Origin of the sequence: Mycobacterium sp. 852002-51057_SCH5723018 (assembly GCF_001667035.1) — a bacterium.
Lineage (GTDB): Bacteria > Actinomycetota > Actinomycetes > Mycobacteriales > Mycobacteriaceae > Mycobacterium.
This window is the reverse complement of the sequence record NZ_LZIR01000119.1, coordinates 1-12,761: the sequence shown is the minus strand read 5'-3', so window position 1 is coordinate 12,761 and position 12,761 is coordinate 1. Positions and strand designations below refer to the sequence as shown.

The following is a 12,761-nucleotide window of genomic DNA, read 5'->3' as shown; positions in this document are numbered from 1 at the left end:
CTCAACTTGATTGCGCTTCAGTCGGCACGACTTGGGGCTTGTCGCCCTTCCTCAGGTGCACGGCGTGGATGCCCGGTTTCTTCGACAACTGCTCAAGCAGCGCGTCGAGACCGTCTTGATCGACGTTGTGGTGCTGCACGCTCTCGGGCTTCTCCGATATCTGCGCCACCAGTCGCTTCAAGTGCTCCGGCGAGTTCTGGTCTTTGAGGTCTTTCAGGGGGGCGATGCGGCCGCGAACTCCGGTACGGCTCACTGCGCTCGGTGCCCCCGCGCCGAGCGCGCTGCCCAGCATCCCGGCCACCGACATGGAACTCAGCAGCCCGCCCGCGCCCAGCGCGGCCGCCGGCACCGCGTCCGGCCCGGCGGCCGACAGCGCGGCGGCCACCGTCCTGATGGCCGGGGTGGCCGTGGCCCAGCTCGGCGGGACCGACAACTTGCCGACCAGCGTGCCGGCGTTTCCCATGCCCGCCGATACCGAGTTGTAAAGGGTGCCCCTGCCGAAGCCCGCCGCCCCAAGCCCGGCGCCTAACGCGTCTTTCGGGAGCGCCCCGTAGGCAGCCGGAGGGGCGAACTTGAGCCACTGCGACACGGGGAAGTTGATCAGCAGCCCGATGTCGTTGAACTGCGTGGTAAGGCCGACCGGGACCTTCACGGCGTTGTACAGGGCGGTGTACGTCGATGCCCCGCTGGCCCCGAACAGGCCGTTCAGGAGGCCGTTGATGGTGGACGTGTAGTCGGTGCTGAGGTTCGCGCCGGTCTGCAGCAGCCAGGACAGCGGGCCGCCCGCGGTTGTCGTCAGCGATGACACGATCGACTGGGCGCTGCCGGCCGAGGTGCCGGCGGCTTGGTTCAGCGCGGCGGCCTGGCCGGCCAGGCCGCCCGCGTTTGTGATCTGCGGCGCCGCGGTGAACGGCGAGATGTCGGAGGCCGCCGCCGACGAGCCGGCGTAGGTGTCCATCGCCAGGGCGTCTTGTGCCCACATTTCGGCGTACTGGATCTCGGTTGCCGCGATCGCCGGGGTGTTCTGCCCGAAGATGTTGGTCGCCACCAGCTGCCCGAGTTGGCTGCGGTTGGCCGCGATCTCGGCGGGCGGCACGTGCGCGGCGAACGCCGTCTCGTAGGCGGCGGCCGCCGCGGTCGCCTGGGTGGCGGCTTCGGCGGCTTGGGCGGCGCTGCCCTGCATCCAGGCCAGATACGGCGTGACGGCGGCGGCCATGTTGATCGACGACGGGCCTACCCACGCACCGCTGGTCAGGCTGTCGATCACCGATGAATAGGAGGACACGGTCGACTGCAGTTCGCTGGCCAGCCCCTCCCAGGCCGCCGCGGCGGCCCGCATCGACTCGGATCCCGGGCCGGCGTAGATCCTGCCCGAGTTGAACTCCGGCGGAAACGCTGCGTAGAACATGGTCACTCCTCCAGGGCCGGGATCACGATGATGGTGGCTGCGGCGGGGTCGGCGCCGGCGATGACGCCACCCAGCGAGCTTGCGGCGGCACCGCCGCTGCCCGCTGAACCGAACGCGGCCGCGCCGACGGCGCGCCCCGCCAGGCTCGACAGGGCCATCTGGCCGAAGACGCCGCTCTCGCCGGCGAGCGAGGCCGCCGGGGCGGCAGCCAGGTTGGCCGGCAGCACCTGGGCGAGTGTTCTGATCGCGGGCGCGGCCTCTGTCCACCCCTGCGGCACCGACATGCTGCCCACCAGGGCCGACTTGCCCATGGCGCCCGAGACGGCGGAGCTCAGCATCGGCTTCACGGCGCTGGCACCTTGCGTCAGCGGCGCCAACGCCCCGCTGATGGCTTTCGGGCCGGACAGGTACGCGGCGGCGCTCTGCCCGTTCTGGCCCCAGGCGTATGCCTGCCCGAACGACAGGAACGGGCCGCCGGGTATCGCGGTCCATCCCTGCAGCGAAAACGGCCCGGTGAGGGTCGACCAGATGGTGTTCCAATTCGACAGGTCGGTCCCCAGACCCGCAGGCCAGGACGAGGTGGCGGGCAGGTTGACCAATTGCGGCAGGGAGAGCCCCGACAGCAGGTTCGTCGACCCGGTCGTCGGCGAATTGAGCAGGCCGCTACCGAGGCTTTGCAGCGCGGTCGGCAGCGAGTTGATCAGTTGCGACAGCTGGGAGCCGATGTTCAAGCCGGTCACGCTGCTCGTCTGGGAGACCGCGGCCGCTTGTGCCGGCGCCGCCGCCGCGTTCGTGGTCTGCGGCGGTTCGGTAAACGGTGTCAGCTGCGACGCGGCGGCCGACGAACCCGCGTAGGCGTACATCGCCGCGGCGTCTTGGGCCCACATTTCCATGTACTGCGCCTCGGTGGCGGCGATGGCCGGGGTGTTCTGCCCCAGGAAGTTTGTCGCGATCAAGGCCATCAGCAGGGCACGATTGGCAGCGATCACCGGCGGCGGCACCGTGGCCGCGAACGCCGTCTCGTACGCGCCGGCGGCCAGCTTGGCCTGCGTGGCCGCCTCCTCCGCCTGGGCCCCCGTCGCGCTCATCCATGCCACGTACGGCGCGGCCGCGGCCGCCATCGCTATCGAGGACGGACCCGACCACGGGCCGGTCGTCAGGCTTTCGACCGTCGAGGTGTACGAGGCGGCGGTGGATTGCAGCTCCGTGGCCAATTCGTCCCATGCCGCGGCGGCTGTCAACATCGGCCCCGCCCCCGGGCCGACATACATCCGGCCGGAGTTGATCTCCGGCGGTAGCGCTCCGAAATCCAACATCTACTGCCCTCCGCTCCCCTGAGTGGCCGCCATGGTAGGCACGGCCTGCCGGCTCGGTGCGGGTCCGGCGGAAGCTCTAAGAGAATCCATCGAATCCGCTGTTGAAACCGCCCTCCGGTGCCAACTATTGGAAGACAACGGATCCCTACTCGCCCGGCTGAAATGTGCCAGGGGACGGAGTCCCCATTCGTTCAGGCGGCGCTGCCCAACGTAGCGATCATCGTCGACAAAAGGTATTCAGGTTGCGTTCCTGGTGTGTAATACCGGTGTAAAAAATCAATGTCGGACCGGCGCAGCCTGCTGTGAGGCGCGCACCAAACAGCTAAGACTGAGATATCGCAGAGCGCATGTCCAGGACATTAGCAGTTATTTTTCAGCAATCGGCAAGAAATGCGGCATAATTTCGACGTAAACGAGTAAGGGCCATTCACGCGTCGTGATAACGCGGAAATCCACGATTGGGCTCCCCGCTACGCAAACCCGAGTTACGGCGCTATTAGATGAACAGCGAACGCTTTTGGTTCCATGAAGACCGAAACGCCGCAATAGTGTCCACACTCATACACTTTTCCTATGTGCATCCGGGCCGGTCGCCACAGCTTTACCGCCGTTATCCGGATATGCCGAGGAGTGCCGCCGGAGCCGACGGCACAAATCGGTGCACGCCACCCGCAAGTGGCGCCGTGGGCGTCGAGATCACTGAGCCAATAACTCCCCGTACATGCGCTGCTTGCCTGAATTTCACCAAGCGTACGCACGCGTGGCCGCGCCGACCCTGATTAGCCGCTGGGACTTTACTGTGAGCCCGATGCGTACCGTCCGCCCTGATTGCGGGCGCAGGCCGGCCCTCGGGCGGCCCTGCCCTGATGTTGCGGAACCCTCCATCCGTCCATCACTCGGCTGTGAGGTCGCCGACGCGGCCCGGTTGCTACCCGGCGGCGGGTGGGCGGGTCACGAAACTGGGGCGGAAGCCGTACTGGGGGGTGGCGCGTCCGTAGGGTTGGCCGGCGGTGGTGCCGATCGGGACTCCGGGCATTCCGGCGGCCATGGCCGGGGGCGGCATCATCGGTGTGCCTCCCAGGGCGGAGGCCAGCGGGCCGGTCAGCGGTGCCGGTGCGGTCCAGCTGGGCGGGACCGACAACGCGCCGATCGCCGGTGCGTGGCCCAGGCCCGCGGAGACCGCGGTGCCAAGGCCACCGCCGGCAGGACCGGCCAGGGCCTCGCCGAGGGTGCCGCCGACAGCCGGGCCCGCGGCATCGGCCGCCCCACTGGCGGCCTCTCCGGCCTGTTGGCCCAGCAGGCCCAGGAAGGGGGCGACGGTGTTGCTGGGCATGTAGAACCCGGACGAAAAGATGGTGTTCCACACGTTGGCGTTGAGCAATTGGCCCAGGGCGGTGTCAGATCCGCTGACCATGTTGAGCAGGCCGTTGAGGCCCGTGGTGTCGGCCGCCGAACCCGCCGCCAGTGGATCCCATCCCCCCGACGACGGTAACGCCAGCTGCTGCACTGTGGTGGGCAGCGCCGAGATCAGTTGGGCCAGCGCGCTTTGCTGGGCGCCGGCGGGGCTGGCCGCGGCCTTGGCCACCGCCGCGGCTTGGGTGCCCAGCCCGGTCGAGGTGGTGGCCTGTTGGGGTCCGGTGAACGGGGCCAGTTGGGTGGCGGTCGCGGTGGCGGCGGCGTAGCCGTACATCGCGCCGGCGTCTTGGGCCCACATCTCGGCGTAGAGGGCCTCGGTGGCCGCGATGGCCGGGGTGTTTTGGCCCACGATATTGGTGGCGATCAGCGCCATCAGCTGGGCGCGGTTGGCCGCGATCACGGGTGGGGGCACCGTGGCGTCAAACGCGGCTTCGTAGGCCGCCGCGGCTGCCTGGGCCGACGTGGCGCTGTAGGCGGCCTGCTCGGCGGCGCCGGCCAGCCACGCCACGTAGGGTGCGGCTGCGCCGGCCATCGCCGCCGAGGCCGGGCCATGCCACTCTTCACCGGTCAGCGCGGCCAGCACCGAACCGTAGGACAAAGCCGTGCAACGCAATTCGGCGGCCAGCCCGTGCCAAGCCGACGCGGCCGCCAGCATCGGCGCCGACCCCGCCCCGGCATACATCCGATCGGAGTTCACTTCGGGTGGAAGCATCGAGAAGTCCAGGGTGATGGTCATCGTTCGCCTCCCCTCCTAGCTCGCCGCGATCGCGTTCGCCGCTTCGGTGGCCGCATACGAGCCGGCACTCGCGCCCAACGTCGCGCTCAACAGCTCGTGCACGGCCATCGCCTGCGCGGCCGCGGTCTGATACAGGGCGCCGTGGGCGCTGAATTGGGTTGCGGCCAAGGCTGATACGACATCGGCGGCGGCCGGAGGCAGCCCGGTCGTCGCGGCGGCGGCGGCCGCATTCTGGGTGGCCAGGGCCGACCCGAGACCATCCAGTTGCCCGGCGGCGGCAGCGAGCGCTTCCGGACGTGTGATCACAAAGGACATCGGAGTTCTCCTCACGGAAAGGGCGACCGCAGCCCCGGGCGGGTGGCCACTTTCCGCGCAGCGCCGCGACGAACCCGCGAACCGCAAAGGTGCGGACGCGGTCGTCGGGTCAGCCGATTCAGACTGTGGGCAACGGGCCGGGGTCGGATCGCAACGAAATGGTCGTCGATCTGGAATACGGACTATCGTCAGGACTCATTTCGCTCTCACCTCCTCACAGCCTGGGCACACGTGGATGCCGTTACCTTGCACACTGGGGAGGAGAGTCCGGGATATAACACCCGAACACGGCACCCCTCTCGTCAGAGCTTCGGCACCGCACGGCGTATCCGGCCGAAGCAACGGCCGGAAGCCACTTGGGCTCAACCCTTAAGCCGGGAAGAGCTGTCCTGACCCTGGGCGTCTTTCGACGTTCGAGGTCAGTGGCCTTTATCCGTGCGGACGCCTCACCTAGCGAGGTGCATGCAGAGGCCATGGTGCACTCGGGAAGCCGCAGAGTCAACCCAACTGCCACATGGTTGCAACAAATCACCCTCTCCGGGCGGTCATCCGGCGGCCGGCGGGCGCGGCATCACGGTCGGGCGGAATCCGTAGCGGGGGCCATGGCCGAACCCGTAACCAGCCGTGGCGGCGGGCATGCCGGGCACCCCCGGCATGCCCGGGGGAACCGGGTTCGCTGCGCCGGCGGCCGGCCCGACGGCACTTGTCCAGCCGCCGCCCGGGAACGTGGCGCCCGCCGGATTCGCCACCTGCGCGGCCACCGTCCAGCTCTGCGGCACCGACAATCGCCCGACCAGAGCCGCCTGGTTGGTGCCGGCCGAGACCCCGCTCAGGTCCACGCCCGGCATGCCTGCCGAAGCGGCCGCCATGCCGGCGGCGGGCGGTGTCACCAGGGGTGTCCATAGCTCATTACCGGAGCCGGCGCCCATCGGCGGCAGCGCGGCGGCCGCCGGCTGGGCGGCGACCGATACCGCGTTGACATCGGCCATCGCACCCGTGACGGCCGGCTCGATGACGGCGGGGCTGACGTAGCCGGCCGAGACGAATCCGTTGAACAGCGAGGAGTTCAGGAAGGTCCCGTAGGCGTTTCCGTCCGCCCCGTCCAGGAAGTTCAACAGGTCGGCAAAGATGCCCTGCCCCGGAATGGCGGCCGCGGGATTCGAGGCGGACACCGGCGACGAAAGCCCTTGCAGCGCAGTCTGAACCGCGGACATCAGTTGGTCCACCATCTGGGCGCCGGTGCCCGCCGGTGTGCCCGCGGCTTGCGCCACCGCCGAGGATTGCGCGAGCTGCCCGGCCGGGTTGGTGGTCTCCGCCGGTTGGTCGAACGGCGTCAGCGTCGACGCGGCAGCCGAGCCTCCGGCGTAGCCGTACATCGCCGCCGCGTCCTGCGCCCACATTTCGCCGTATTGGGCCTCGGTGGCCGCGATCGCGGCGGTGTTCTGCCCGATGAAATTGGTTGCGACCAGCACCATGAGCAGTGCGCGGTTGGCCGCTACCTCGGCCGGCGGCACCGTCATGGCGAACGCGGCCTCGTAGGCCCCCGCCGCCGCCGCGGCCTGGGCGGAGGTCTGCTGGGCAAGCGCCCCGGTGAGGCTCATCCACGTCACGTAGGGCGCGGCCGCGGACACCATCGATGCGGACGCCGGTCCCATCCAGCCTTCGCCGGTCAGTACCGAGATCACCGACTCGTATGAGGCTGCGGTGGAACCGAGTTCCGCGGCCACCGCCGCCCAGGCCGTCGCGGCCGCCATCATCGGCGCCGAGCCCGGCCCGGCGTAGATGCGAGCGGAGTTGACTTCCGGTGGTAAGGCTCCGAAATCCATTGCCACCGCCCCTAACCGGCAGCGCCCGCGCGGGCGGGTAAGGTGGTCGCGTCGGGAGCACAGGCCGCAACGGCCAGCGACTTCCGGTGTATCACAACAAAATTCATCGGACTTCTCCTTAAAATGGATAGCCCGACCCAGCTACGGGGCTCTTGGCCGCTGTGCGTGTCGTCGTGCAGCCGATAGCGCGGCGGTGCGCGCTTTGGGGTGTTCGGCGCCAGCCGATTCAGCCGGTGGCAGGAGCGCCGCGACCGGATCGGAGAAGATCGGTCAACGTGTTTCTAGAGTCACCGTCGATTCGCTCAGTCCGCCCCACCTCCCGTCATGGCCGGGTCGCTCGCGGGAGTGCCGCCGTGGTTGCGCGAACTGCCACGAATCCACCCAGCCGTATTTGCCAGGCGTGGGGTCCCGCTCGTCCGAGCTTCGGATTGACAGAGCCTACCGGGGCGAAGCCAAGGTCGCAGGGCGGCGGGCTTGAACCGAGCAAAGGCGCGCGCCGCCCAGACCCCTGGCGGTGTGCGACTATCGACCTAAATCCCCTTTTCAAAAGCCCATTGCGGGCAGAAAACGTCGCTCGGCGATGAGCACCCAGCGCCATGGTCGCACCGGTGCCCACGCGCGGCAACTCGACAAGCGCGGGCATCGCAAATTGAAAGAGACTTCATAGAAATCCCTTGATCAGCACCGCGCCGACGACCGCGAGTGCGTTAGCTGGCGGACTATACGGCGAGGCGGATTACGACGACTTCTTCTCGGCCACGGCCGCCTGGAGGCCCTCGCTCAGGTCCTCACGGGTCAGTTCCTTGAAACGCAGCAGCTGGGCCTCGCTGAACTCGTTGAGATCAGTGGAAAGCACCGCGTCGAGGTCTTCGTCGTCCAGCCGGAAGCTACGGTGATCGCGGGCCTTCTCCACGACGTTGCGAACGAAGCCGGCGTTGCCGAGCGTATCGATGCCGCGAATCAGATCCCCGTCTTCGGAGTAGCTCTCGTCGAGGTAGAACCTGGTGTACGACGGCAACAACGCGTCGGCCGCTTCGTCGGTGATGACGTCCTCGTTCTCCCGCCCCATCAGTTTGGTCAGCGCGACAAGCTCTTCCGGGGTGTAGCTGAAGAACTCGATCACCGTCGAAAAGCGCCGCCGCAGACCCTGATTCACCTCGAGCATTTTGTCCATGGCCTTGGCATAACCCGCGCCGAAGACCACCAGCTCGTCGCGATGGTTCTCCATGTAGAGCAGCAGCGTGTTGATGATCGCGTTCCCGTAGGGGTCTCCCTGGGAGTAGCCCGTCTCGTGCAGGGTGTGCATCTCGTCGAAGAAGACCGCCCCGCCGATTGCTGCCTCGAGCATCTCCTCGGTGTTCTTCTCGGCGTCGGCCATGTACCGGCCGAGCAACTTGGTGCGGCTGGTTTCGACCACTAGCGGCTTGCGCAGCACCGTGAGTCCGCACAGCTGTTTGGTAAAGGCGCGGGCCACCGAGGTCTTGCCGGTCCCGGGCGGCCCGAACAGCAACGTGTGGCGCGACGTCACCGGCACGGGCAGGCCCATCTTGGCGCGGGCCAGGTTGACCTTGGTGGTCGACTTGATGAGCTTGATTTCCCGTTTGGCCCGCTCCATGCCGAGCATCGCGTTGAGTTCGGCATCCCCTTCGGCCAGATACTTGGCGGCCTCTTGGGCGTGGCGGGCGGCCTCGGTTTCGGCGCGGGTCGGCGCGCTGTCGGGATCCCACGGGTCGGTGCGGGCCTCGATCGTCTCCGGGTCGGTCAGCACCAGCCGGTAGTTGGGGTTGTCCAACGCCTCGCGGGCCGGGGTGAACTTCGGATCCCGCGAATAGACCCGCCGCAGCAGCTCGACGGCCTCCTCCTCGCGGCCGACGTGCCGCAGGCACATGCCCTGCGTGTACAGGGCGATGTTGGCCGCCCCCGGCACCCGGTCGCCCTCGACGGCGGCCTCGCCGCGCCGGAAGGCCTCTTCGAACACTCCGAGTGACGCCAGCGCGGTGGTGGCCATCGCCGCGCCGGCCGCCTTCAGTTCCGGCTGCCGCCAGAGCTTGCCCTCGGGGAATTGGACGAGCACGTCGGGCCAACGTCCGGTGCGGAAGTACAGCACCCCCCGCACGTAGTTGATCACTTCGTCATCGAAGGGATGGCGGGGTTCGACGCCGTCGAGCAGCTTCGACGCTTCCTCGTAGCGTTTCGCCTCGGCGAGCACCACGGCGTAGGCGCAGGCCAGCGTCTCCACGCTGGTGATCGCCAGCCGCAGGAACAGGCCGTCGGAAACCTCGGGGCGAAACTGCAGGTCCGTGACCCCGAGGCGGCGGGTCTCCCACCCGAATGTCCTGACCGACGCCCACGCGCCGGAGAGCACGTCGATGCTCTGTTCCCCCGCCAGCACCCGTGCCAGCCAGGCGTCGCACATCGCCGGATCCAGGGCGGTCGCGGTGTTGAACATCTGCGACGCCACCTGCGGGTTGTGGCTGGGCTGTAGTCCATTGACCGAGATGCCCGACGCCAATAAGCCGGCGACCAGGGCGTTACGGGCGTCTTCGGCGGTTGATTGCGAGCGCGTCATTGCGCCACTGGCACGCCCGCTGAGCCCTCCCGCACCTGGCCTACCGACAGGACCAAATCATCGTCGTCGAGCAGCTCACGGCTCGGCACGACCAGAATCGGGCGAGCGGCCGGGGCGGGCAAGCTGGCGCGCACCGCGGCCAGTTGGCGCCCGGTGAGCCGGTTGAGGCCCGACGAGACGGCCCTGGGCAGGCGCTTCTCGCTGTGGTAGCGCACCCACGCCGCCAGCTGGGGCCGGCCACCGCTGGTGGCGAGCCGGATCGTGACCACGGCGGCCCCGACGTCGGGCGTCAACAGCTCTTCCAGGGTCTCGGTGGTGATGTCCGACGGCGTCAACCAGAAGCTGGTGGCGAAGCCGTTGAAGTGCTTGAGGTGGCGCCATCCGGGGCGGCTCCACGTCGGTTCCAGGTCCGCCAGCACGGCGCTGTCGACCTCGGCGACTTCGTCGGCGGTCAACGGCCTGGCCGCACAACTCTGCCCGTTGAGATCCTGGGCGAGCCGCTCGGTGGCGGCCACCAACGTCGACGCCAGCGAATCGCGGGCCGCCACCGCGGCGACGTTGCGCTGCGGGTTCATCCGCAGCACGAGCCAGGTGCGGTGGATGTAGGAGGCGGGTTGGTCGCTGACCACCCCCCACTCCTCGGGCCCCCAGTCGTCCAGCTTCGACTTCTCGGCGGCATTTACGTCCGGGCCCCCGCGGCGCACCTTCAACGTGACGATGTCGATGCCGTCGAGGTGAATGTCGAACTGGCGCAGGCCTTCAGCGGCCGCGCGCACCGCCAGGGTGGCCGCCGTCGCGCGATGGCGGTGGCGGCCGGGGGCCTCCTCGTCGCCGCCGTCCACCGCGATCACCGAAACCAGATGGCCTTCGTACTGGCGTATGCCGACCGTGTCGCGCCCGAAGCGGCGCTGGTGGTCGACCGCGGGAGTGCAACCGGCGGTCAGCGCGGTGCCCGGGTCGGCAGACCAGTCCCACAGCCAGGTGGCCAGGCCCGAGGTCACCGTGAGGCCGTGGTGGGTGACCAGGGACAGCAAGGTGATCACCGCGGCGAGGCCGACACCCACCCAAAACGCGATGTGGTGTTCACCCTGCCACGAGTCCGGGCAGTGACTGGCCACCAACAAAATCACGATGTCGATCAGGAACACCGCGGTGACGCGGGCCCACGACAAGGACAATCCAAAACTTCGCTGAGCCTTCATATGCTATTGCTGCTCCGACCTCATTGCTGCTTCCGTGTTCGCTTCATGAACATCGCTATACCGAACACGGCGCCCCCGATCAGTAAAGCTCCGGTCAATCCACCGGCCGCCACCCATATTGGCACCAAATCGCGGTGCGGGGCCGGTTTAGGCAGGTTCAGCGGCGCCGATAGCTGCTGCGGCGGCTTTGCTGGACCTTCGGGCACATCCCAGGTCAGCGCGGCTACCGGGTCGACGACCCCATAGCCGACCTGGTTGTCGACGCCCCGCGCCGGTGCCCTGGACGTGCGTTCCAACCGGTTGATGACCTGGTAGGCCGATAGCTGCGGGTACTTGGCGCGGACGAGGGCGGCCACCCCGGAGACGATCGCGGTGGAGAAGCTGGTGCCGGCCGGAACGAGCAACGAGTTGTCCGGACCGTCGATGGCGTTGATCAGTCCGTCGTCCCGCGGTGACAGCCCAATGACGTCGGTGCCCGGTGCGGCGATCCCCACCCACGGGCCGGCGACACTCGTGGACGCCTGGCCCTGATTGCCCTGGGTGAGCGGTCGGCCGTCGGTGTCGACCGCCCCGACCGTCAGGACGTAATCGCTGAACCAGGACGGCGTCACCACGGTGCTGACACCGGCCCAGTCGCGGGGATCCTTGGGCTGCATCGGATCGAAGGCCGGGTTCTGCTTGCAGTCCTTCTTGCTGGTGTCGCCGGCCGCGGCCACGATGACGACGTTCTTGTCGACGGCCGCGTAGCGCACCGCGGCGCCCAGCGCGCGCTGGTCGATGATGTTGCGGGCACTCATGCACGTCACGTCGGAGATGTTGATCACCGTGGCGCCCAGATTGGCGGCGTGCACGATCGCCCGCGCCATAGTCTCGACGTCGTCGATCTTGGCCCGCGTCTGCGGATCCTCATCGCCGGTGTAGGCGTCCTTGAGGCCGAACGCCTGGCTGGACTGACGGATCGCGAGGATATCCACGTCCGGGGCGATGCCGCTGTACGCGTCCGGGGCATGCGCCGGCGCCGGCGCCGGTGGCGGCGGCGGCGGTTTGGGCGGGTCGAGCGGACGCGGGCCGCTCGGGTTGTCCACCGCGACCACCTGTCCACCACCGGAATAGCCCGGTATCGTCACCGTGCCGCCGGCGTGGTTGACTGCCGGAGCCTGACCGGGGGCCGGAGCCTGACCGGGTGCCAGCGGTCCTTGCGGTGCCTGCTGTGCCGGCGGCCCTTGCGGTGCCGGCGGTGCCGGCGGTCCTTGCGGTGCCGGCGGGCCTCCGACCGGTCCCGGATTCGGCGCTTCCGACTGCTGCGACTGGGGCGGCGGCGGAACCATCGTCACCGTCTGCGGCAGCGGCGACAAGGTCACCGTCTGCGGCGGCGGCGCTTTCGGCGGCGGCTCGGTGGTGGGAATGGTGACCGGCTTGCGCGGCGCGGCGGGCGGCGCGGCCGCGCCGTTGGCCGGGGCCGCGCCGATCATCGACGCCACGAGGGTGCCGTGGGCGTCGCAGTCGGACAGCCCGTCACCGCCCATGATGTAGTCGCCGCCGGGCAGCAGGTGCGGAAACCTGGGGTGCGGCGTGACACCGGTGTCGATGACGGCCACCTTTTGGCCGGCGCCGCGGCCGAACTGCCACGCCTCCTGCAGGTTCAGCATGTCCATGTACCTAGGCTGCAACCGGAAGTCGCTGCCCGGCAGCACCCCCACCTCGGTGCAGTAGGAGTTCTGCTTCATCGGCGCCGGCGGTCCCGGCGGACCGTCCGGCGGCACGGCGGCCGGGTCAACCGTCGGCGGCGAGATCGCGGACGCCGGCGGTAAGCCGGCTAGTGCCCCCGACGTGAGCAGGAGTGCGGCGATGGGGGGGCGGGGCGCCCCCCCCCCCCCCCCCCAGCCGGCAGCGGGGAAGGGGCGGCGCCAAGAAAATAATAACCCCCCAACCCCCCCCGGACGTAGGGCAGAAGGCGCGGGTTTTGAAGTTAT

At 68.9% G+C, this 12,761-nt stretch carries 8 protein-coding genes and 1 riboswitch; all 8 genes read right to left on the bottom strand.

The window, feature by feature from the left end:
• Window position 1: 1 nt before the first annotated feature.
• The 8 genes from A5764_RS23825 to A5764_RS23790 all read right to left on the bottom strand — a co-directional run bounded on the left by A5764_RS23825 (window position 2) and on the right by A5764_RS23790 (window position 12,638).
• Window positions 2-1,408: a PPE family protein gene (locus A5764_RS23825; RefSeq protein WP_067118202.1), complete on the bottom strand. Its 1,407-nt coding sequence runs from the start codon at window positions 1,406-1,408 to the stop codon at window positions 2-4.
• A 2-nt stretch (window positions 1,409-1,410) separates the two neighbouring features.
• Complete coding sequence (locus A5764_RS23820) at window positions 1,411-2,721, bottom strand: PPE family protein (protein ID WP_156664845.1); 1,311 nt, start codon at window positions 2,719-2,721, stop codon at window positions 1,411-1,413.
• Between the two features lie 931 nt (window positions 2,722-3,652).
• Window positions 3,653-4,876 (bottom strand): PPE family protein, encoded by a 1,224-nt coding sequence (locus A5764_RS23815; protein ID WP_067118196.1) that lies wholly within the window; start codon window positions 4,874-4,876, stop codon window positions 3,653-3,655.
• A 15-nt stretch (window positions 4,877-4,891) separates the two neighbouring features.
• Window positions 4,892-5,191, bottom strand: coding sequence for a PE family protein (locus A5764_RS23810; protein WP_067118193.1), 300 nt, complete (start codon window positions 5,189-5,191; stop codon window positions 4,892-4,894).
• Window positions 5,192-5,478: 287 nt separating this feature from the next.
• Window positions 5,479-5,656: riboswitch (M-box (ykoK) riboswitch) on the bottom strand.
• A gap of 80 nt (window positions 5,657-5,736) precedes the next feature.
• Complete coding sequence (locus A5764_RS23805) at window positions 5,737-7,017, bottom strand: PPE family protein (RefSeq protein ID WP_067118190.1); 1,281 nt, start codon at window positions 7,015-7,017, stop codon at window positions 5,737-5,739.
• 736 nt (window positions 7,018-7,753) lie between these two features.
• Window positions 7,754-9,586, bottom strand: a complete 1,833-nt coding sequence (gene eccA / locus A5764_RS23800; RefSeq protein ID WP_067118187.1) for a type VII secretion AAA-ATPase EccA — start codon at window positions 9,584-9,586, stop codon at window positions 7,754-7,756.
• Complete coding sequence (gene eccE, locus A5764_RS23795; protein ID WP_067118184.1) at window positions 9,583-10,788, bottom strand: type VII secretion protein EccE; 1,206 nt, start codon at window positions 10,786-10,788, stop codon at window positions 9,583-9,585. Before eccE ends, eccA begins: the two co-directional genes overlap by 4 nt.
• Window positions 10,789-10,808: 20 nt before the next feature.
• Window positions 10,809-12,638 carry a S8 family serine peptidase gene (locus tag A5764_RS23790; RefSeq protein ID WP_067118182.1) on the bottom strand — a complete coding sequence of 610 codons (1,830 nt, stop codon included), beginning with the start codon at window positions 12,636-12,638 and terminating at the stop codon, window positions 10,809-10,811.
• Between the last annotated feature and the right edge of the window lie 123 nt (window positions 12,639-12,761).

Coding starts and splice junctions, on each gene's coding strand:
- A5764_RS23825 (WP_067118202.1), bottom strand. CDS start 1,408: ATGTTCTACGCAGCGTTTCCGCCGGAGTTCAACTCGGGCAGGATCTAC.
- A5764_RS23815 (WP_067118196.1), bottom strand. CDS start 4,876: ATGACCATCACCCTGGACTTCTCGATGCTTCCACCCGAAGTGAACTCC.
- A5764_RS23810 (WP_067118193.1), bottom strand. CDS start 5,191: ATGTCCTTTGTGATCACACGTCCGGAAGCGCTCGCTGCCGCCGCCGGG.
- A5764_RS23805 (WP_067118190.1), bottom strand. CDS start 7,017: ATGGATTTCGGAGCCTTACCACCGGAAGTCAACTCCGCTCGCATCTAC.
- eccA (WP_067118187.1), bottom strand. CDS start 9,586: ATGACGCGCTCGCAATCAACCGCCGAAGACGCCCGTAACGCCCTGGTC.
- eccE (WP_067118184.1), bottom strand. CDS start 10,788: ATGAAGGCTCAGCGAAGTTTTGGATTGTCCTTGTCGTGGGCCCGCGTC.